At 42.5% G+C, this 21,367-nt stretch carries 18 protein-coding genes; 14 read left to right on the forward strand and 4 right to left on the reverse strand.

The features are described 5' to 3' along the window. The first annotated feature begins 213 nt into the window (after positions 1-213). Genes psmB through QXD64_07970 form a run of 5 tightly spaced genes read left to right on the forward strand, consistent with a single transcriptional unit; the run spans position 214 to position 4,938 of the window. A complete protein-coding gene (psmB, locus tag QXD64_07950) occupies positions 214-852 on the forward strand; it encodes an archaeal proteasome endopeptidase complex subunit beta (GenBank protein MEM3397241.1) in 639 nt (212 codons plus the stop codon). A 42-nt stretch (positions 853-894) separates the two neighbouring features. Then, positions 895-2,811, forward strand: coding sequence for a beta-CASP ribonuclease aCPSF1 (locus QXD64_07955; protein MEM3397242.1), 1,917 nt, complete (start codon positions 895-897; stop codon positions 2,809-2,811). An 8-nt stretch (positions 2,812-2,819) separates the two neighbouring features. Next, on the forward strand, positions 2,820-3,755 hold the full coding sequence (locus QXD64_07960; protein ID MEM3397243.1) for a 2-hydroxyacyl-CoA dehydratase family protein: 936 nt from the start codon (positions 2,820-2,822) through the stop codon (positions 3,753-3,755). 43 nt (positions 3,756-3,798) lie between these two features. Further along, positions 3,799-4,518: a hypothetical protein gene (locus QXD64_07965; protein MEM3397244.1), complete on the forward strand. Its 720-nt coding sequence runs from the start codon at positions 3,799-3,801 to the stop codon at positions 4,516-4,518. 45 nt (positions 4,519-4,563) lie between these two features. Further along, positions 4,564-4,938 carry an RNA-binding domain-containing protein gene (locus QXD64_07970; protein ID MEM3397245.1) on the forward strand — a complete coding sequence of 125 codons (375 nt, stop codon included), beginning with the start codon at positions 4,564-4,566 and terminating at the stop codon, positions 4,936-4,938. Here QXD64_07970 and QXD64_07975 read toward each other — a convergent pair. After that, on the reverse strand, positions 4,929-5,648 hold the full coding sequence (locus tag QXD64_07975; protein ID MEM3397246.1) for a sugar phosphate isomerase/epimerase family protein: 720 nt from the start codon (positions 5,646-5,648) through the stop codon (positions 4,929-4,931). The genes QXD64_07970 and QXD64_07975 overlap by 10 nt on opposite strands. A 51-nt stretch (positions 5,649-5,699) precedes the next feature. Then, positions 5,700-5,951 carry a hypothetical protein gene (locus tag QXD64_07980; GenBank protein MEM3397247.1) on the reverse strand — a complete coding sequence of 84 codons (252 nt, stop codon included), beginning with the start codon at positions 5,949-5,951 and terminating at the stop codon, positions 5,700-5,702. Between the two features lie 181 nt (positions 5,952-6,132). On the opposite strand from QXD64_07980, the gene QXD64_07985 reads away from it, so the two are divergent. The 9 genes from QXD64_07985 to QXD64_08025 all read left to right on the forward strand — a co-directional run bounded on the left by QXD64_07985 (position 6,133) and on the right by QXD64_08025 (position 19,350). Next, positions 6,133-6,876, forward strand: coding sequence for a DNA polymerase sliding clamp (locus QXD64_07985; GenBank protein MEM3397248.1), 744 nt, complete (start codon positions 6,133-6,135; stop codon positions 6,874-6,876). A gap of 23 nt (positions 6,877-6,899) precedes the next feature. After that, complete coding sequence (locus QXD64_07990) at positions 6,900-8,081, forward strand: acetyl-CoA C-acetyltransferase (protein MEM3397249.1); 1,182 nt, start codon at positions 6,900-6,902, stop codon at positions 8,079-8,081. 88 nt (positions 8,082-8,169) lie between these two features. Beyond that, positions 8,170-8,604 carry a hypothetical protein gene (locus QXD64_07995; protein ID MEM3397250.1) on the forward strand — a complete coding sequence of 145 codons (435 nt, stop codon included), beginning with the start codon at positions 8,170-8,172 and terminating at the stop codon, positions 8,602-8,604. 19 nt (positions 8,605-8,623) lie between these two features. Continuing rightward, positions 8,624-10,093 carry an ATPase domain-containing protein gene (locus QXD64_08000; protein MEM3397251.1) on the forward strand — a complete coding sequence of 490 codons (1,470 nt, stop codon included), beginning with the start codon at positions 8,624-8,626 and terminating at the stop codon, positions 10,091-10,093. Positions 10,094-10,236: 143 nt separating this feature from the next. Beyond that, complete coding sequence (locus QXD64_08005; protein MEM3397252.1) at positions 10,237-11,643, forward strand: hypothetical protein; 1,407 nt, start codon at positions 10,237-10,239, stop codon at positions 11,641-11,643. A 47-nt stretch (positions 11,644-11,690) separates the two neighbouring features. Next, on the forward strand, positions 11,691-12,980 hold the full coding sequence (locus QXD64_08010) for an amidohydrolase (protein MEM3397253.1): 1,290 nt from the start codon (positions 11,691-11,693) through the stop codon (positions 12,978-12,980). Positions 12,981-13,075: 95 nt separating this feature from the next. Then, entirely contained in the window at positions 13,076-16,813 is a 3,738-nt protein-coding gene (locus QXD64_08015) for a hypothetical protein (protein ID MEM3397254.1), read from the forward strand. Positions 16,814-16,898: 85 nt separating this feature from the next. Further along, on the forward strand, positions 16,899-17,861 hold the full coding sequence (locus tag QXD64_08020) for a hypothetical protein (protein ID MEM3397255.1): 963 nt from the start codon (positions 16,899-16,901) through the stop codon (positions 17,859-17,861). After that, complete coding sequence (locus QXD64_08025; protein ID MEM3397256.1) at positions 17,779-19,350, forward strand: glycosyltransferase family 39 protein; 1,572 nt, start codon at positions 17,779-17,781, stop codon at positions 19,348-19,350. The genes QXD64_08020 and QXD64_08025 overlap by 83 nt, the downstream gene beginning before the upstream one ends. Positions 19,351-19,382: 32 nt before the next feature. On the opposite strand, the gene QXD64_08030 is transcribed toward QXD64_08025, so the two are convergent. Beyond that, entirely contained in the window at positions 19,383-19,619 is a 237-nt protein-coding gene (locus QXD64_08030) for a hypothetical protein (protein ID MEM3397257.1), read from the reverse strand. A gap of 3 nt (positions 19,620-19,622) precedes the next feature. Then, a complete protein-coding gene (locus QXD64_08035) occupies positions 19,623-21,146 on the reverse strand; it encodes a cache domain-containing protein (GenBank protein ID MEM3397258.1) in 1,524 nt (507 codons plus the stop codon). Between the last annotated feature and the right edge of the window lie 221 nt (positions 21,147-21,367).

The following is a 21,367-nucleotide window of genomic DNA, read 5'->3' on the forward strand; positions in this document are numbered from 1 at the left end:
GGGAGTTATCCAAAGTTTATGTTGTGACCGTAGGGGAGCAGAACTTTGTGAATGAAGTGACAAAATCCACGAGAAAACTGCTTAATGAGCTGGAAATACATATTACTCAAAACTTGGGAAGTTAGTGTGTAGCTCCATGCACCCTCAGAAATCCTTATATATCGCAACCCTTATTTCCATCTGCCTTTTGGAAAAACTAAAAAAGGTGGTTTTATGGAAAATATACCTGAGGAATTAAAACACGGAACTACCACAATAGGGATAGTGTGCAAGGATGGAGTAGTCATGGCTACAGAGAAAAGAGCTACAATGGGGACATTTATTGCCCACAAGGACACAAAGAAACTGTTCAAGATAGATGAACACCTTGGACTGACAATCGCCGGGCTTGTAGGTGATGCCCAGCTGCTTGCTAGATATCTCAAGGCAGAGGTCGAGCTTTACAAACTGAAGAGAAATGCACCAATCTCTGTAGAGGGGGCTGCTACTTTGATGGCAAATATCCTAAATGGGAATCGATTCTTCCCATATTATGTAGGGTTGCTTATCGGAGGCGTGGATTCACGTGGTGCCCATGTGTTTTCCCTAGACGCGGTGGGTGGAAGCATTGAAGACAAGTTCGTGTCTGTGGGTTCAGGGTCACCCTATGCTTATGGAATCTTAGAAGAACATTACCATGATGAAATCAGTACTACAGAAGCAATAGATGTGGCAATTAAAGCATTGAATGCAGCGATGAAGAGGGACTCTGCATCTGGTGATGGCATGAGTGTAGCAGTGATTACCCAAAAAGAGTTCAGAGAACTAACGGATGAAGAAATAAGGAAACGAATGAGTAAACTCAAACTCTGAGATTCTTTTTATTCATCATTAAAATCTTTGATGTGATGTTTTATGGGACGGCTTGAGGATGTAATTAAGGAGGTCAGAGGCGCTATAAGAAACATTATTTCCGCTGAGATTGATGTCTCTGATGTTACAATGGAAGGACCCACCGTGGTAGTTTACACGAAGGACATAGACAAATTTGCAGAAAACCCAGAACTTGTGAAGCAAATTGCTCAGACAATAAGAAAGCGAATTCTGATTCGGCCTGATCCAAAAATAGTCAAACCACCAGAGGTTGCAGAAGAGGAAATCCGAAAGTGTATTCCCGCTGAAGCAGATGTGAAGGAAATTTTCTTTGATGCAGAAACTGGAGAGGTGACAATTGAGGCAGGAAATCCACTGAAGGCCTCCGGTACAAACGGTGCAATTGAAAATCAGATTAAAAAGACCACTGGCTGGGTGCCTAGAATTGTGAGAGCCCCACCAATTCCTTCAAAAACAGTTGAAGAAATCAGGAAATTGCTAAGGGAGTATGATGCAGAGAGAAAGAAGTTTCTAGGCGAAGTGAGTTCTAGAATCTGCAGATTGCTAACCAAACAAGATAAGTGGGTGCGTGTGACTGCACTGGGTGGATTTAGAGAGGTGGGCAGAAGTGCTTCGCTTCTTAGCACACCAGAAAGCATGGTGCTTATTGACTGCGGGCTTGAGACCTCGTCAGATGGAAATGGCACTCCTTATTTTTACATCCCAGAAATAAAAAGTAGCTTTTCTGAGATTGATGCAATTGTAGTAACCCATGCTCATTTGGACCATTGTGGTCTCGTGCCTGCGCTCTATAAATTTGGCTTTAATGGTCCTGTTTATTGCACTCCCCCCACCAGAGACCTAATGACCCTACTCCAGATTGATTATATTCGCGTCTCACAGGCAGAGGGTAAGAAACCACTGTATGAGTCAAAGCACATTAGAGAGATGTTAAAGCATACCATTGTGCTCAAGTACGGCGAAACAACGGACATAGCGCCAGACATACGGTTAACCTTTCACAACGCAGGACACATTCTTGGCTCTGCAATTGCCCATTTCCACATAGGAGAAGGCCTTTACAATATTGCTTTCACTGGCGACATAAAATTTGAGAAAACCTGGCTTTTCAATCAGGCAGCAACAAAATTTCCAAGGCTTGAAACGCTTGTGATCGAAGCCACATATGGAGGGCATAAGGATACACAACCATCCCGAGAGGAAGCATCTGAGCGTCTGACCCAGATTGTGAGGGAAACGCTTACGAAAGGAGGAAAGGTTATAATCCCAGTGTTTGCAGTGGGACGTTCTCAGGAAGTCATGATTGTGCTTGAAGAAAAAATGAAAATTGGTGATATTCCTCTGGTGCCTGTCTATCTGGATGGAATGATTTATGAGGCAACAGGGATTCATACAACCTATCCAGAATACCTAAACAGTCAGTTGAGGCAACTAATCATTGAAAGTGGTGAGAATCCTTTCCTTTCAAACATCTTCCAGAAGGTTGATAGTGCAGAAAAAAGGGAGGCAATCTTGGGTGACGTAGAGTCCTGCATCGTGCTTGCCACATCGGGTATGATGAATGGGGGGCCCATAATGGAGTATTTCCGTGAGTGGGCTGACGACAGCAAGAATACACTAGTTTTTGTTGGATATCAGGGAGAAGGAACACTCGGAAGGCGTCTCCAGAAGGGGTTGAAGGAAATTACCTTGAATGTAAAGGGAAATCCTTACGAGGTTAAGGTAGAGATGGGTATTGAGACCTGCGAAGGGTTTTCTGGACATTCCGACCGCACACAGCTCTTGAACTACATTGGGGCTTTAGACAGCAGACCTGAAAGAGTGATTGTAGGGCATGGTGAAGAGAGTAAGTGCATTGAATTAGCTAGTGCAATCTACAAGAAATACGGGATTGAAACAAAGGCGCCGATGAACCTTGAAACTGTGCGCGTAAAGTAGGGAGGAGAATGCAGAAAGTGGGCATCACTGCACTTGTGCCTCCGGAGCTTATATATCTAACAGGGCATGTGCCAGTTGACTTGAACAATTTCGTGCCTTACACCGAATATTATCCAAAGCATAAACTCTGTGCATGGACTGCAATCTGGCGAGATATGGTGATTTCAAAAAAAATGGTGGAAAAACTAATTGTTGTGGCAGGTGGTGATTGTCATAATTCCCTCGTGGATGGGCAGAAAATTGAGCGCTCTGGCATACCAACACACTACTTTTTCTATCCTTTTGATGGCAGTGAAAAACTGCTAGAGGAGGAATGTGAAAAATTGATTGAGTTTCTGGGTGAACCAAAGTGCCAGGATGCATTTAAAATTGTCAGTGATGTGAAGAAACTCGGATTGAAAATTGATGAGATGCGAAGCATAGGCAGAATCTCTGCCAAATCCGCATTTGATTTCATGATAAAATTGAGTGACCTTGGCGGTTCTCCAGAGAACATGGTTAAAATGGCAAAAGCAATTGAGGAGACAGAACTTTCGCATCTACCAAGGGTGGCATTGCTTGGAGTACCCCCGATTTACAGTGACTTTCATGAAGTTGCGGAAAATGCTGGCTTGCACATCGTGTTCGATGAACTCCCTTTTGAGTTTTTGCGGCTTGGGGGAACGGATTTTAAGAAGGTCGTGAGAAGCTATGCAACATACACCTTTGCTAGACCACTTTCATTCAGAATAAATTTTTTGAAACAGGAACTTGAAAAAAGGAAAATTGATGGCATCATTCATTATACGCAGTATGCCTGCCACCACATTCTTGAGGATGATGTGCTTAGAAAGGAACTCCCATATCCATTTCTCACTATTCAAGGTGATTTACCTGGAAAAACTCCTGCTCAAATACGACTTAGGCTTGAGGCATTTGCAGAAATGCTGGGGATTAAAAGATGATTTTGCGAAAAGAATTTAAGGGGAAAAGATTTTGGCTTTGTAGGTGGTAAATATAGCAAAAAAGGTGCCAGCAGAAGAAACTGAACAGCAGGAAGTATTCAAGTTCCCAGAGTTCAACGAAGTGGAATTCGTCAAGAAGGAAATGAAGGACACAAAAGGCGCCTTGATGGTAGTATTGACAGGCATTGTGTTTGCGATTTTTTCATTTCTGCTCACATTAGCCCAACAGCCAGGCATTGGCTTCCTTGTAGGACTTGCGGGTATGGGTTCGATAAAATACATTCTAAACGTTTTGAAGGTAGATACCTCTGAATATAAAATAAAGAACTGGCTAGGACATATTGGAAGTTACTTTTTCATATGGCTTGCAATCTGGATTTTGCTCATGAATGCCCCATTCAGCGACTTTGCAAAACCAACAATAAAGGATGTGAATGTTTATGCTGAGATTAGTGGTAACGACACTCTCTGCGAAATCAGATACTATGGAGAAGAGGCAAAGATAATCGTGAAAAACACCTCCGCGGTGACAAGAATAATCATCACTGCAAAAATTACTGACAATGGGGCACTGAAGAGCATCCGCTTAGTGGACAAGGACGGAAACGAGGTCACGAGTTATCTACAGACAAACCAGAGTAATGTCTATGAATGGAAAATTACAAACAGTTTTAGGGCTGGAGATGTCGTGAAACTCAGTATTACTGCATCTGATAATGCTGGGAACTGGAATAAACTTTCAATGGAACTAGATTTTCAGTAATGTGGGCAGTGCTCTTTAAATACTCCATTGAATTTTTCTTTTTCCATGGAAATTAGAATAAAAGTTCCTGTATTTCCAACTGAAGAACCAGAAAAGGTAATTATTGCGGTCACAAATATCTTTCCAGATGCAATGTTGATTTTTGAAGATGAAAAAATGCTGGTAGGCACGGCTAAAAGCTTGGAGCATTTCGCGACATTAATAAGGAACGCAAAAATTCGAGATACTGTAAGAGCAGAACTCTATAGAAATCTGAGCGGTAACAAGACACATTTTCGTCTAAACAAGCAGGTAGCATTTGCTGGTAGTGTTAGTTTTTCTATAGGTGAACCCCTGGGTGAAATTTATGTAGAAATTGAAGACCCAGAACTGAAAAAAATAATAGACGAGATTGCGCCAGATACTAGGAATTACCGGTAGCCCATAGCACTAAGAGCTTTCTTGCTCTTCACAGCACTCTCAATACTTCTAGATTCAATAATGTAATTGCCCTTGTACTTACCGAATTTAGGCCAGAACGATTTAAATTTTATGTTACCATCACCTACTGTGGAATGTGAATCTCTCGTCCCATCATTGTCATGAAGATGTACATTCAAAAAAAGATGGTGCACCTTGAAAAATTCCTCGATTTTATGAGTAGTGTTAGCATGCCCCACATCGAAGCAAATACCTACTTCCGTACCGCATATCATTTGAAGAATTTCCTCCGGTGTCTTACAAATTGTAACTCCCATTTCAGGCATGTTTTCAAGTGCAATTTTTACACCCATCTCCTCTCCAAATTTTGCCAACTCTTTCACGGCATCTACAGTCAGCCTATAAACAAGATCAACATGCTCAGCTGTCATTGGTGACTTGTGGCCCGGATGAATTGTGACAACTCCTGCGTCAATCTGGCGTGCAAAGATTATCGCGTCCTTCACCTCCTTCAAGCTTGCCTCTCTAATTCTCTTGCTTATGCTCGCAATGTTTATGTCACTTAAAGGAGCATGCACCTGCATTCTGAGCGAGTAGGAAGGAAGAAGGGCTTTCAGTTTGGCACTGCAAATTTCTGGGTGATGCTGATGCTCTGCAATTATTTCCCATAGTTTGAAATTCTCTGCAATCTTCTCTATTACATTTTCCACTGTCAAATAGCACAGTGGAGGGCAGGAAATTCCCAACATAAAATGTTTGGGTTATAAAGTTTTAATTTTTTCTGCAATCTGGTTCTTGATTTCGGGATCGTCCGGGATTGTAACAGCACTCTTGTATCTCTCAGAGCCATCCTGTCTTACAAAGCCCCTTGACACGGTGATAAACTCGTTCACGGTGCCGTCCTTTGTTGTGGCTTTCTTTCTTGCTATCTCTATGAAGTTGTTCTTCCCGAACGAGATCTTTTCTGATTTTAGGGTCTCAAACTTCACATCTTCTTTCCTTGCGTTGTCCATTTTGTTGCCTCCTGCTATTACCTTTTTCAGGCGGGCGAAGGAAAACATATAGGCATTGAATATAACCTTTTCTATGATGTTAAGCGGGTATAAATAGACCTCTCATCTCAGCAAATCATGGGCTAATACTAACAAGAAAATTTTTTATATAATATGGTATTTGCATTCAAATGGTGAAGACATGCTGAACGCAAAAGTAAAAGCGGAAACATTGAAGGAAGTGGTGGAACTTCTGCATACGCTCGTGGATGAGGTGAAGATGAACTTTGGAAAAGATGGACTTAGTGTAAAAGCAGTTGACCCCTCTCATGTGGCTATGATTGAACTATCTCTGAACAAGTCCTCGTTTGAAGAATATAAGAGCTCTGGAATGGAACTTGCAATTGAGCTTGAGAAGTTGAAAGAAGTGCTAAAACTTGCAAAACCTGGAGATATTGTTAAGCTCACATATGATGAGGATAAGAATAAGTTAATTGTTGAGATTGCAGCTTTTAGGCGTTTCATTCCTCTTCTAGACATAGGGAGCATCAGTGATGCAAAGGTACCAACGCTTACGCACACTGCAAAAGCAGTAATTAACCTGGAATCCCTCAGGCAGGGTATCCGAGGTACGGAAAGCGTCTCAAGCCATCTCATGATTGAGATAAAGCCAGATGTTTTTAAGCTTGAGGGTGAATCTGAGCAGGACAAAGTGGAAATGCTACTATACAAGGACAAGGGAGAAGTAGAAATTGAGGCGAAGGATACTGCAAAAAGCATGTATGCTCTTGACTATTTCGCAAATGTAGTGAAGGCAATAAGTTCTGCCCAAAAAGTAACACTAAACATTGGAAAGGACTATCCTTTGAAGATGGAATTTGAATTTGCAGAAGGAAATGGAATCGCGAAATTCCTTCTTGCACCGAGAATGCCTGACACTGTATAATCCAAGATGGGTTGGGTGTTTTTATGGACGCATACATCGTGAGTGCTTGCAGGACTGCAATTGGAAAATTTGAGGGAACATTAAAGGATGTGCCAGTCCAGAGATTAGGTGCGATTGTAATAGAGGAAGCTGTGAAGAGGGCAAGAATTGAGAAAACTGCAGTGGAAGAAGTAATAATGGGTAATGTGCTTCAGGCAGGATTGGGTCAGAACCCAGCAAGGCAAGCAGCAATCTATGCGGGAATCCCATATGAGGCAGGGGCGCTTACTGTGAACAAGGTATGTGGTTCTGGAATGAAGGCAATCATGCTCGCTGCATCTGAAATTAAGGCAGGAGATGCAGATGTGATTGTTGCAGGTGGGATGGAAAGCATGGATAAAGCACCCTACTTGCTTGAAAAGGCAAGGTTTGGATATAGAATGTTTGACGGAAAAATCATTGATGAGATGGTCTATGACGGGCTCTGGGATGTGTACAACAATTTCCACATGGGCATGACGGGTGAGATTATTGCAGAAAAATACAACATAAAGAGAGAGGAAATTGATGCATTTGCATTGCGGAGTAATCAGAGAGCAGTAAAAGCCACAAAGGAGGGCAGATTCAAGGATGAGATTGTACCGGTAGTAATTGAAGGTAAAAAGGGAGATAAAATTGTGTTCGACAAGGATGAAGGTCCTAGGGAAGACACTAGCATCGAAAAACTGGCCAAGCTCAAACCAGTGTTCAAAGAAGGGGGTGTAGTCACTGCTGGAAATGCTTCTCAAATCAGTGATGGTGCAGCTGCTCTTGTGGTCATGTCTGAAAAGGCAGTGAATGAATATGGAGTAAAACCAATTGCTAGAATCCACAGTTATGCTTTCTCTGGAACAAAACCAGAGCTCGTGATGGATGCGCCAGTACCTACTGTGAAGAAACTTCTCGCAAGAACTGGTTTGATGATTGAGGATTTCGATTTGATTGAACACAATGAAGCATTTGCTTCTGCATCAGTTGCAATTCAAAAGGTCTTTTCAATTCCAGATGAGAAATTTAATGTGAACGGTGGTGCTGTGGCTCTAGGACATCCTATTGGGTGTAGTGGTGCCAGAATTGTGGTGACGCTTCTCCATGAAATGATAAAAAGAAACGCGAAACTTGGGTTGGCTACAGTGTGTCTTGGCGGAGGAAATGCTACTGCAATTACCCTGGAAAGAACTCCGTGAGAGAACTTTTCAAGTTTCTAATGCACGAAAAAATTAACAAAAAAACAATGGAGAAAAATATATTTACCCCTTAGGTAATTAACCGAACGTGGCTGAAGAAGACACTGAAAAAGACGAAAGAAAATGGGTCGGTGTCCGCCTCTCAAAAGTGATGATGCACCAGATTGAGATGGTTGTGAACACGCACCCAGAGTATGCTTGGAATGGGCCCAACGACTTTGTTCGTGACGCAGTAAGAAGACATTTAGAGTATATCCGCAGACAGGATATGCTTAGAGAAGGAAAAATTGAAACGCTCCAGCCAAAGGTAGAACAACTGATTGAAGAATCCCTGGGGGTGGAGGAGCGTGCTAGGTTTGAGAAAGAACTTAAGGCAATTGAGCGAGAAATTGATGTTGCGAAGGAACCACAGGCATTTGTAGATGCACTCACCAAGCTACTCGAGAATACCTATGGACAGTCAATTGCAAAAACAATCTCCAAAAAATTGCTAGACATGCTCCAGACAAAGGGAAGCATATAGTGAAACTGGAGGGGAAAAAATGGAAAAAAGAATACCTACGGGAATAAGTGGATACGACTCAATACTCAAGGGAGGGTATATAGAGGGCTCTTTCAATCTAGTGGCGGGAGAATGTGGCTCTGGTAAAACTATATTTGCACTCTGTTATATCATAAATGGTGCAGATAGATATGGAGACAATACCCTATTTGTTACATTAGAAGAAAGTCGTGCTAACATCCTGAAGAACATGCCTACAAAACTGAAGGAGACCTTTGAGCGCAACACAGACAAAATCACAATTGTAGACCTTTCTGTGATAAGAAAGTTGACTACAGTGTTTGAGGAGAAAACTGGCTTCTCAAGTATAGTAGATGTGGATGTTCTCATTGAAAGTTTAAGGAAGTGGATTACTGAGAAGAAGATAAAGAGGGTGGCAATTGACGGTCTTGCAGTGATGAGTATCAGGTATCCTCAGGAGTACGAAATGAGGAGTGCGATCTTCAGGATTTCCTCTAGTTTAAAGGAACTCGGTGTCACAGCAATGATAACTGAGGAAAGTGAGCGTGACGCTGTCGCAAGAAAATTTGGTGTAAAAGAATTTGTAGCAGATTCGATCACACATTTAAAGTACAACAATGGGTTGAGAACTTTGGAAGTTTTGAAGTTGCGTGGCTCTGATTTTCTACCGGGAGAAAACGGCTTTGTTATAAACGAAGATGGAATTGAGGTCTTTCCACGCCTCATGCCTGAAACAAAGGTTTCTGCAAGTGATAAGCGAGTGCCTACTGGGATTGCAGGACTGGACAAGATGCTCGGTGGCGGATTTTTCCGTGGAGATGTAATTCTCGTCTCTGGGAGTGCAGGTGCGGGAAAAACAATCATGGGATTGCAGTTTGTTAGCGAGGGTTGTAGAAACAATGAGAAAGGGTTGATTGTTTCATTTGAGGAAAATCCTGCACAGCTGAAAAGGAATGCAAGAACTGTTGGAATTCCACTTGAAAAGTACGAAAAAGAAAAGCTGCTTGAAATCATATATGCTCCTTACCCAGGTACAAACATCCATATGTTGCTCCAGCAGATAATTTCTCGTCTTCCAATGATAGAACGCTTGTTCATAGACACAGTGAATCATTTTGAAAGTGCAATGCCTAAGGAAGAATTGAGAAATGTGCTCGTCTCATTTACCAGCATGACTAAGAAACATGGCGTTAGTGTGATGTTCTCTTCAGAAAGCGATGAGCTTATGGGCACCAGCAGGTTAATGGCAAGCAATGTTTCCTATGTTGTAGATACAATTGTCGTTTTGAGACATGTAGAAATTGGTTCGGAGATGAAAAAAGCAATTAACTTGCTAAAAGTAAGAGGTACACAACATATAAAGGACATTAGGGAGTACGAAATAACGAGCAAGGGAATAATTATAAAGGACAAGTTCCAGAATGTGGAAGGCGTGTTTTCTGGCTCTGCAAGAACTGCAGCAAGAAAACTTGAAAAGTTCTTTGATTGATTATGGGGCTAGATCCGTATTACCTTTTTGGCCTTTTTAATCCAAACATATTTATTGTTATTTTAACCTTTAAAAGGTGGTGGAAACGAAGAGAACGAGAGAACGCATATCTTCTCCTATTTTTTCTCTGTATATATCTTTCAATGGCATTCTCAGTATTTGCTGACAGTTTACCAAAAGAGATAAACATTCTGGTTCTTCTAAACAAGCTTTTTCTTGCCCTTGGATTCCTTTTTCTTTTCTTGTTTCTTGTGCTTTATTTTCCAATGCTTAAAAAGTACAGAAGTTTCATCATATTACACATTATTTTTGTGATATTCATCGGGATGCTATATCTTCCTGAACTTACCACCATCTCAGTTTACACAGAAGTTGATATGAAACTCCCGTGTTATAATCAGAACCTCTCGTTCTCAATCGCGTTTCTCTCTTACCTTTTATTCTGGGCTAGTTTAGTTATTTACTATCTCTACCGTTGCTCACTTCTTACAGAAAAACTGAGTGCGCGTGTTAAACTTCATCTTTTCATAGTAGGCGTTTTTTTCACACTTCTTGGGGTTTTGTGTATTGAACCTGGTCTGATGGATACTAGAGACATATATGTGCTAGAATTTACTGGTAAAATTTATGGCATTGTATTTCATATAATTGCATTTGTGCTTTTTGTCACCTCATTATTTGTGCCCAAATCTCTCCTCAAATTGTGGGAAGAACATGTTTTCTCACCGAAAGAGCCAAAAAGTCTGAGAAATGTCAGAAACCTGTTAATTCTTATCCTTGGAATAGGACTCAATGTAGTTGGGGGAAAACTTACCTCATATTTTAATCTTCCATTTTTCGCAGATACGATAGGAACTGCTCTAGTTGCCTTCACACTAGGCCCATGGACTGCAGCAACTGTTGGTTTGCTCACAAACTTTCTGCTTTCTTTTGTAGCCGGTGTTGCATATTTTCCATTTGCAATTTGCAACATTCTCGTTGGCTTGCTTTGGGGGTATTTTGCGAAGTTTGGATATGCACGAATTGTAGGTATTGATCCAGAAGTTTTCTGGAGAAAATTTATAAAATTTATTATTTTTAATGGAATTGTTGTTGGCATCATAAATGCATGCGTAAGTACTGTTGTCTCATTATCATTATTTGGAGGATTTTCAGGGCACGGTGCAGAGTTCATTGCACTGGAAACCCAGAAATACATCGGCTCTATAACTGGTAATTTCCTGGCAAGGTTGGGAATTGAAACATTCGATAAGAGTTGTGCGATTCTCGTCGCTTTGTTCACTTCGATGATTTTCTTCCAACGAGAGAGTACTGAGTTCCTGAAACCTAGTAAGAGAAAGGTCTCTGTTAGAGTCGATTCAAGGGAAGTCATTGTCTTTCTTCTTCTTCTAGTAATCCTCGGACTTGGCTCAGTACCTCTGTTCTTCCACTTGTTAGTCCTACCATCAACTGCGATAGTCACGCCCTACTCTTGGATACTAATCAATTTTGTATGGATATTTATAGTGACAATTCTCGGGCTCGTTGTTCTTTATAAATGGACAAAGTGATTTGCTCTCCCACATTTTTTATATACCCAAACCGCATTTTCTCTTCTATGACTGGTGTGTTGATAGAGAATGCTGATTTTGTGGTTGGAAAAAAGCTGTTGCGAAATGCCTCGGTTTACATTGAGGAGGGAAAAATCCTCTGGGTGGGAAAAGGAAAAGTGCCTGCTGGCGTTGAAAAAATTGATGCCAGAGAATGCGTTGTCCTGCCTGCTCTCGTGAATGCACACACACATCTACCAGAGACGGTGCTAAGAGGCATCTGCGATGACAGAAATCTCCAGGAATGGTTAAATGATTATATCTGGCCTGCAGAAAATAAACTCACAGCAAAGGGTGCTGAGATTGCTGCACTGCTGGGATGTGCGGAGCTAATTCACAACGGAATCGGATTCTTCATAGACCAGTATTTTTATGCAAAGGAGATTGCAGAGAGTGTGGTAAAATCAGGCATCAAGGGATTGCTTTGTCCAAGCGTATTTGACAACTGCCCAGAAGGGAAGACAATAGAGAAACAGTTCTCAATTGCAAAAAATTTTGTTGAGGAATGGCAGGGAAAGCATGAGCGAGTTTTTGTGGGGATAGGCCCCCATGCACCATACACGGTAAGTGATGATTATCTTGCCAGCATCGCAGAATTTGCCCGCAGAAAAAACATTCATGTGCACATCCATCTTTCTGAAACGGAATGGGAAAATAAAGAAAGCCGGAATAGATTCGGGGAGACCCCTGCTGAGAGATTGCATAGAATTGGTATTCTCAACGAAAAAACTTTGCTTGCTCATTGTGTTCATTTAAACGAGAAAGATGTGGAGTTGATTGCGAATTCGAAAGCCACAATTCTTCACTGTCCTCAAAGCAACCTGAAGCTCTCATCTGGCATTGCGAAAATTGAGAACTTGCGAAATAGTATCAATGTCTTGATTGGAACTGATGGCAATGCCTCCAACAACAATCTGGATGTGCTCGAGGAATTGAGAACTGCCTGCATGCTCCAGAAGTATCTTTTTGGTCCAGAAGCGATGCCGCTCAACAGTGCGTTCAAAATGGTTTCTTCAAATGCTGGTGTGCTGGGTTGTAGTTACAAGGGGGAGATAGAAGAGGGGATGCCTGCAGACATTGCAGTGCTACCTATCAGAAAGCCACATCTACAACCGGCTCACGATATACTTTCCAATGTTATTTATTCCGCAAATGGCACAGATGTCAGTGATTTGATTGTGGATGGGAAGGTTGTGATGCGAGATTATAAAATTCTTACCTTTGATGAGGAAAAGGTGATTGATGATGTGAGAAAGATTGCTGAGAGAATTGAAGGTAAGAACAAAGCTAGAGTATAAATCTGAGCCAGATAAGGTTTATATACGCACATGTCTATTAGGACTTGAGGACACATGAAAATGTATAAAGAACAGAGCAGGAGGTTATAGAGGTGATGAAAGGCATGCGGGGCGTAAGTGATGCAGGAAAATGTGCAATGGTATCTGGAAGGTGTAGAAGACAGCTGGGAAACTACCACGGTATCAAAAAACTTCATATGGCAGGTAGAGACCGTCTGGGTGTTACCAGATTTACGATGCTTACCGCTGTAATTGTGGTTGTCTTGCTAATTGTTGGCACAGGTGCAACTTTGCTGATAATCTGGCTCAGCACCAACAGCAATCCCCAGTCTGAAAAAATGCTGATAGACGGAAACCCTGAGGACTGGAGAGAAAGAGTGTGGATTGAGCAGTCACCCGAGAACATGGATTTTCCAATCAAAAGGTATGCAATCGACTCTGATGAAAAATATCTTTACTTCTCTCTTTGGGTTGATAGTCCCTATCAGGTATTTGAGAGCACAGGGGAGGCAAGGGACATTGTGGTATTATTCCTAGATACTGGAGTTCCAGGTTACAGAATTGAAGGAATTCAGGCAAAGTACAGGGTTGAAATTTCTGGTGGCAACGGGTATGTGGTTTCCAGCATGCTTTCAGAATACACAGGCGATGGCAAGTCCTGGAAATGGGAACCAAGGGGCTATGTGGAAGCAAGAGCAAATACTGGCTTCCTTGAGGGAAGAATAAAAAAGGCAGAGATTGGAAACACTGATCCGATATTTTATTTCGTAACCCTGCGTGCAGACGGAAAAACTGGCAAGAGTGTTATTCCTGTCTCCAACAAAATGCAGGGACTTGAAATTGTCCAGGCAGGAAGAGGAGAAGAGATCATAGAGGCAACGCAGGATGCGGAATTGCTTACATTTACTGCAAAAGCGTATGGAAAACCCACAACCCTTCATACCATAACTGTTAAACGGCTGGGTGCATACAATGGCACACTCAACTTCAAAATACTGGGAGAGGGAAACACTGAGGTCTCTGCAGGCGTTCTTGAGGCAGGAGCAGATAAACTGGAAATTTCAATTGCGAGGAACATAAGCCCTGATTTGTCTCAGTTCTTCAGAATAGTGTGCAATGTCAGCGGGATTAAAAACAATTCAGTTGGGCTGAAAATAGAAAAGGCAACTGCAGAAGGCACCATGATGGTGCATGGAAATCCGAGAGCAGTCTATGTTGGAACCCCAGATAGAATAATAATTGATGGCGCATTTGCTGACTGGCAAAACATCTCTCAGCACTCTGATGCTTTGAACGATGTTGCAATGCAACCTGGAATCCTCCCTCAAAATCTAAACATAGACCTGACAGCAACCAAGCACACGGAGAATGAGAACGCACTCTATTTCTATGCAAAGGTGAATGGCGACAAAGTGCTTGCAGGTCTTACACAGATATACAAAGGCCAGGCAGGAAGTGGAGGTGGTGGCACACCTTCAGTTGTTGAAGCGATTGACACTTGCGATTATGCTTACATAAACTTCACATTACCAGGAATTGGAAGGGAATATTCAATCCAGATTGTGGGTAAACTCGGAGAGGTAATCAGCAAGAAAGTGATGGAAAAAGATATTTTAAGTGTGGGCTGGAGTGAAAACTATGTGCTGAGTGAATGTTTAAATATTGCCTGTGCAGGAGGTGAACTGGAGCTGGAAATGCCATTTGGAGAGGGCAAAATCACTGCTTACACCGTAGAAATGACAAATTGGCAGGGAAAAGACAGCACCAATTTGATTTTTGTTGGTAGTTTGCAACCAATCATCGGCTCTGGCTTCCTTCCACAATACACTGAAATCTTCAGCGGACTGGTTGAAGGTGTGTGGAACTGCGAAAATGCCAGTGCAGTATTGCACTGGTTCACCCTGGTTGAGGACTTTAACGGTGATGGTACAGCTGAGGTTTTAGTTGGATTCTGCAACAACACAACAAACACGCTCGGTGTGGCTGCAATCTCCGGCGCAAGCAAGATTTCCTTCAACACTCCAGTCGTGCTTTGGGGCTGGAATCTGGTGAATAACTTCGTTAAAGCCAGGGATTTCGTGTTTCTGATTGACGATGTAAACAGTGATGGCGTAAAGGACTTTGTGGTTTCAAACGCCTCGGTTGGCACAACTGCTGTGAGGGTGAACATCTTTTCTGGAAGGTCAGGCAGTCTGCTTTACAGCACAAACTTTGCAGCCAGAAATGCAAATTTCAACTACTCGCTCACAAAAACGGTTGACACAAAGATGCCTTCCCAGGACGGAATTGGTGAACTTCTGCTCGTGATGAACCACTCCATACAGCAATCCTACTTGGGGATTTTGACTTACTACGACAACTATCTCAGAGTGCAGGTGATAAATCCTGCAACAGGCAATTCAATCTGGGCTGCACCTCTCGACCTTGGACCCGTGAGATTTCCGGTGCAACCGATAAATCCTTACCTTGTGCAGATGAGCAATGATGTCTCTGGCAATGGCTATCCTGACTTATTTGTAGTTTCATCTGGTGTTGGCTGGACAATTTTTACTCTCGTGCTTAACAACTCAGAAATCAGGGTTTTTGACACTCAGACAAAGGGTTCTGTATGGTCAAGAACTGACCTCACATCTGGAGTTGTGGCTGACTGCAGAATCTGGGATTTCACCGGTGATGGAATAAACGACCTCGCCCTTTCCAAAGCAAAACTGGATTTGAGTGGCACTTCCTCCTACTACATCAGCTTAAATGTCACGGAGGTTTTGCATGGCAGTAATGGAGCAAAAGTTTCTGTGCTTACACATGACTGCACAAGCACATTCACAGGTCTTCCTATTAACTCTCTATATACTTTTCGCTCTGGCATCTATTCAGGTTTGACCTCAATCCAGACTTTCACAGACTTCACAGGCGATGGTCTGGCGGACCTTGTCCTCATTCCACTAGATCCTAGCCCGCTCCTGGGCACAACACCAAAGACCATAGCCAACATAACCCTGATAAACCCGAGTGTCAACACAACCGTGTGGAAATATGAAACAAATCAGACAATCTTGCTTGGCTACATTTATCCATATGATGTAAATGGCGATGGTATTCGAGAAATCTGCACCACACCAAACTTCCTTGGTAACCAGACAGGCACTGTGAGAATGCACAGCGGCGTCAATGGAAACGAAATCTGGAATGTAGATGCCTCCTGGAGTGATGTCTTTTGGGGCATGTTTCTCCCCCATCTATCCACCTTCTCAGACCTCAATGCTGATGGCTATCCTGACTTTGTTATCACTACAGACCTCGGGAACCAGGGCGAGAACAGACAGATTCATGTGAAAGCGATATGTGGGAGAACAGGCGCCACAATATTCCAGTATCTTCACAATGTGGCTATTACCCCATATTCTGGAACCCATCTAGAAATAGACACATATCAGTGTGGAGACATCAGTGGGGATTCTAGAAATGATGTTTTCCTCCAAATTTCTGGTCAGGTCTCTGCAAATGGATACACTGGTTATGCAATTGCCCTCAACGGAACCAATGGAGAGTTGCTCTGGTACTGTGCAAAGAACGCCTCTTCCATGGAAAACCTTACCATTGCAGGCGCCGTAGTTTCCGGTTGCATAGCTGAAATTTCTCCAGCAATGTGTGATTTGAACAGAGACGGTCTCACAAATGATGCAATTGTGGTCTCCGCTGATACGATATTTGTGGTGTACACCACTCAACCTGTGATTGAAAGCACAGGATTACTGCTTCCGTTAAGTTTGCTCTGCATCGTCCCATTACTGAGAATCACATTTAGGGCTCGTGGTCGCAGAAAGTCAAAATAGGTAAATCTCCAGAAGGAGAGAGCAATTGACTTAACACAACAGCAAGTATTTAGTATTAGGATGCCTTCTCTTGCATGGTGATTAATTGGATTTAGTTGAGCTGGAAAAAAAAGCAGATGAGCAGTTTCTTGCTGACAACATGGAAGAAGCGCTGAAGAGTTATGATGCCCTTTTTGTGGAAAGCAGGAATGCAAGGAATTTTCCGATGGCAGCAACCGCACAGTTCATGAGCGCCATCATTCGCACAAAGGACATAACACGAGGAATCCTTGCAGCCATGATTCTGATTGCTACATGGGAAAACAACAACATAGACACTAGCCCGTTCATAAGAAAGTGTAAGGTCTTATCTGACTATGCAACCATGAAGAAGAACGAGAATCTTTACAACTACATCATGCTCATCGGTGCAGAAAATGAAGAAACACTGAAGAAGCATGCCTCTTTCTTCACAATTGAGAAAATTGCAGAGTTAAATGCCCAGATGCCCGAAGAATTCAAAGATGCCTTCCATATTTTTGTAGCAATAACCCTTGCCAAAGGCGGAAACTATGATGTCTCGATTGCTGTGCTGAAGGAGATGGAAAACGGATTCGCAGAGGAAAACAACAGGAAGGGTGTTGGTATCACAATCGGTTTGATGGCTGAAGCATGTCGCCTCACTCAGAGGTATGACGATGCCCTTGCCCAGATTGAGAGATTGAAGGAGTATAAGGAAGAGGTAGGAGAATATGCAATTTACTACCTGCTTGGTGACATCTATCTGAGCAAAGAAGACCTTGGTATGGCAAAGGAGAATTTTGAAATGGCAAGAGAGAAGGCAGAAAGTGTTGAGGACTTTGAGGGAATGTTCCGTTCCCTTGAATCACTGATTTACATTGCTCAAACCTCAAACAACAAAGAGGATGAGGCAAAGTACATGGAGAAGCTGGAGGAATACAAGCAGAAGTATGAAGAGAAAATCTATGCCGAGAGAGCCTGCCCAGAAGGAGAACATGAGCATCACGATGAAGAGGAACATCTCGAAGAGAATGAGCCAAAGGATTGAACTGAAGCTCCCAGAATTTGAAATACCCACAAAATTTTTTCTGTTCTTTATTTCTACGGGTATCGCCCTCCGCATTCTTTCATTCTGGTTTATTCCTGCAAGCACAGATGCATTTGTTTATGCGGCAATGGGTGAGGCTTTCCTAAAACAAGGAGAGTTTATTCTTCCTCTTGGAAACTCTTTTTTTATTCCTGGCAATCCAGAATTCAGCCACCATTTTCCACCCCTCTACCCCATTTACCTATCTCTGTTTTTCCTTTTCTTCGGTGTGAGCGTCGAAGTTCTCCAAATTGCGTCCATAATCTCAGGGTTGCTGCTCATTCCCACAACCTATTTCTGCACATCTGACATCTGGGGAAAAAGATGCGGGCTTGCTGCAGCCAGCATCATGGCAGTTGAACCAGCATCAATTTACATCGGAGGACTTGGATTTGCTGAGAATCTGCTCTGTGCTTTGTTCATTCTCACAATGTGGGCAATTTTGAAGGGGATAAAGGACGAGAGATACATTGTGCTCGCTGGCTTGTTTGCAGGGCTTTCCTATCTGACCAAGAGCAGCATGGGCTGGTTCTTCATAATTGCTGGGATTTGTGGTTTGACATGGAGATTTTACTACATTCGCTGGAAAGTTTTCAGAAGCAAATATTACATGCTGGGTATCGGAGTTTTTCTGGCACTGTGGGGAATCTGGGCTGTGAGAAACCTTATCCATTTCTGGGACGGAAATTTGCTTACACTTTTCACCGCCTGGGAGACCAGCGAATACATTGCCTATGTTCAGTATAATGTCTTCTCTTATCCTTGGGAATTTCTTTATGTTTTCGTTCTTAGAATTCCATTATTCTTCCTTTTTTTCCTCATGCTTGCCTGGCCCTGGCTTCTAGAATTCTGGAAAATGAAAAAACTTGAGGAAACAAATTCTGCTCTCTTGCTCTCAATTGGGTTGGTTTATCTCATTGGAATGTTCTTTGCCTCTGCATTCTGGGTTTTTGAGCATCATCCAATTTTCTGGTTCTTAATAATCAGGTATGTGATGCCTGCAAACATTTCCATAATCTGGCTTGTGGTAAATTACTATGCAAAGGACTGGAATGAAAAGGAAAAAAGATGTGCATTCAACAGGGGCTGGCTCACAAGTTTTCTCACAGTATTTATTGTGGCTCTGCTGGTGACCACGCCACTCATTGGCGTTCCAAGAGAAAGAGGTGAGATTAAGGCACTGGTATGGCTGCGTGAAAACGGGCACGATGGGATGAGCATTGCACTCCAGGGTATCCACCAGTACGAGGTCTACATTTACCTGCATTCTTTTAAGCCAGAAATTGTATGCATCAATACAACACCAACTGCAGATTACATTCTCTCCCTGGACTTAAATGCAAATTACTCTCAGCAGGGCTATCACATCGTCGGCACTTTTTATTCCTCAGGAGGTTTTTCCGAAAGCATAAATACAAATGCAGATGCAGTGGTCTGGAAAAAAATGTAAGACAGCTTTGTTCAAAATTCAAAGCATCTTGCTTACATGACTTTCTTTAAATCTCCCATTATGCGTTTCTTTAGTTCTTCTCGCGCTTTTGGGTCATAAACCGCATTGTTCAGGGCACGGTCCACCAGTGCAGGCAGAAGTTCCAGAGGAAACGATGCTTCTTCCTTGCCCATGTCATTCATTGCTTTTTTCAGAACAAAACCACCCATTGGCCCGGCATATTCAACCAGATAATTACGAATGATGGAGATCGCCTCTTGAGAAGCCATGATTCACCCCTTTGGTTTTTCTTCCTTCTCGCCACTTTTTTCTTTCATTTCTAGCATTTGAACCGCAACCTTCATGCCCCGCAGCATTCTGTTAAAGTTTTCTCCTAACTCACCAATTTCATCCTTGGTTTTTACCTCAATTTCTTTATCTATGTCCTCACCCATACTCACCTTTCTAGTCATTGCAGTAAGGCGTCGAATCGGTCCAGTAATGTGGTAGCCGAGAGATACACCTGCAACAATGCAAGTTACCAAAACAACAAAAAATACCAGTCCAAAGACAGCAGTGAACACCTCTACTATGGCACGGGACACTTCCTCTGCAGGGGCAGTGACCTCATCTATGGGCACAACAATCCCGATACTCCAACCTGTGTTGTTTATTGGAGCATATGCTATGAATTTGTCTCTGCCAGACAAGGTGGTTTGTGCGATCCCCGACTTGCGTATGAGCATGGATTCGAAAATATCCTTAAGTTCTCCGTTCGGGTTTTTGTTCATGGGATTTTTGTAGATTGCTTCCTCCATCTCCTCCGTCCAGTTCTGCGCTTCTGCAGGTTTCAGGATTTCCATAAGGGCTTTTTTGTGCATAGTATCCCATGTCAGGTCATCAATCCCTTGCTGGGGCATGGCGACAACAACTCCATTTGCATCCATCAGGAATGCATAACCTGTCTTGCCCGCACTGACTTTGAGAACAGCGTTGGTAAGGGTTGAAAGTAAAATATCCAATCCAGCAGTGCCAACAAAAGTATCGTTATCGTATAGAGGAGTGATACAACTTGTCATCCATATTCGCTTGGAGAGGTCCAGATATGGGCTGAGCCAGAGTATGTTTCTGTCTGGATTGTTCTCTGGGTTAAGGAGACGTACATAGTCCTCCTCGCTCTCGTTTGCATCAATTATCTCAGGATTTTGTGGTATTAGTTCAAGATAATTGTAAGGTGGATAGACATTTGTGACTCCAGAGTCAAAAACAAGCCACACGAGGTCTGTAGAATCATTGTGTGCCTGCCATGTGGAGACAAAGAGAGGTTCAAACAGCATCGCCTTGTGGAGTTGCATGGATATTTCTGCTGCATATGAGGAATCTGTAAGAGAGCGGTTCACCACCCAGCGGGGTGCCCAGGGGTCAGTTTGAACTCTGTCGTCATAATCTGCATATGCACCATAGTCAGGATGAATATAGCCATAACCAGGTAAGCCCGTGTGATTCTTGTCAGGGTAGTAATCATGAGTATAGGCATCTTCAAACTCAGAATAATTACCGTTTATAAATTCCCAGTAATTCCTGATTGCCACAGTTGCTTTGTAATGCTCAAGAAGAAAGTTGTTTAACGATTCTGCCTTGTCTTTTGTCATCTGAACAAGTTTTACCTTCTCAGCATTCATCAGGCTCTCACCGCTTTTAGCCTTAGCCGAATTTCTCATTTCTTCCATCGAGGTGCTGGCTGCATAACCAATAATCAGCGCTGGCAATAGAGACATCACAAGAAGCACTATAATTATCTTGTATGCAATCTTCATTCAATTCACCACAAATCCAGTATGGCTTCATACTATTTATCTTTATTTATATTTTTCAATTTATCTTGCAAGTCTCCCATTCCCCATCTATCTTCGGGTCATAAAGAATAGCCATTACAAATCTTTATTTGGGAGTGGCATATAAAAACCTCCTTGGGTAGAAAGGAAGCATTCGCAGTGTGTCCCATTTGGAGCAAGATGGGACACCCTCTCTTTTCTAA

The sequence above is a fragment of the Thermoplasmata archaeon genome (genome assembly GCA_038874435.1).
Classification (GTDB): domain Archaea; phylum Thermoplasmatota; class Thermoplasmata; order Lutacidiplasmatales; family SKW197; genus SKW197.

Bases quoted from the DNA above. Each gene is read 5' to 3' on its own strand.
- psmB (MEM3397241.1), top strand. From the start codon at position 214: ATGGAAAATATACCTGAGGAATTAAAACACGGAACTACCACAATAGGG.
- QXD64_07955 (MEM3397242.1), top strand. From the start codon at position 895: ATGGGACGGCTTGAGGATGTAATTAAGGAGGTCAGAGGCGCTATAAGA.
- QXD64_07960 (MEM3397243.1), top strand. From the start codon at position 2,820: ATGCAGAAAGTGGGCATCACTGCACTTGTGCCTCCGGAGCTTATATAT.
- QXD64_07970 (MEM3397245.1), top strand. From the start codon at position 4,564: ATGGAAATTAGAATAAAAGTTCCTGTATTTCCAACTGAAGAACCAGAA.
- QXD64_07980 (MEM3397247.1), bottom strand. From the start codon at position 5,951: ATGGACAACGCAAGGAAAGAAGATGTGAAGTTTGAGACCCTAAAATCA.
- QXD64_07985 (MEM3397248.1), top strand. From the start codon at position 6,133: ATGCTGAACGCAAAAGTAAAAGCGGAAACATTGAAGGAAGTGGTGGAA.
- QXD64_07990 (MEM3397249.1), top strand. From the start codon at position 6,900: ATGGACGCATACATCGTGAGTGCTTGCAGGACTGCAATTGGAAAATTT.
- QXD64_08000 (MEM3397251.1), top strand. From the start codon at position 8,624: ATGGAAAAAAGAATACCTACGGGAATAAGTGGATACGACTCAATACTC.
- QXD64_08005 (MEM3397252.1), top strand. From the start codon at position 10,237: ATGGCATTCTCAGTATTTGCTGACAGTTTACCAAAAGAGATAAACATT.
- QXD64_08010 (MEM3397253.1), top strand. From the start codon at position 11,691: ATGACTGGTGTGTTGATAGAGAATGCTGATTTTGTGGTTGGAAAAAAG.
- QXD64_08015 (MEM3397254.1), top strand. From the start codon at position 13,076: ATGAAAGGCATGCGGGGCGTAAGTGATGCAGGAAAATGTGCAATGGTA.
- QXD64_08025 (MEM3397256.1), top strand. From the start codon at position 17,779: ATGCCGAGAGAGCCTGCCCAGAAGGAGAACATGAGCATCACGATGAAG.
- QXD64_08030 (MEM3397257.1), bottom strand. From the start codon at position 19,619: ATGGCTTCTCAAGAGGCGATCTCCATCATTCGTAATTATCTGGTTGAA.
- QXD64_08035 (MEM3397258.1), bottom strand. From the start codon at position 21,146: ATGAAGATTGCATACAAGATAATTATAGTGCTTCTTGTGATGTCTCTA.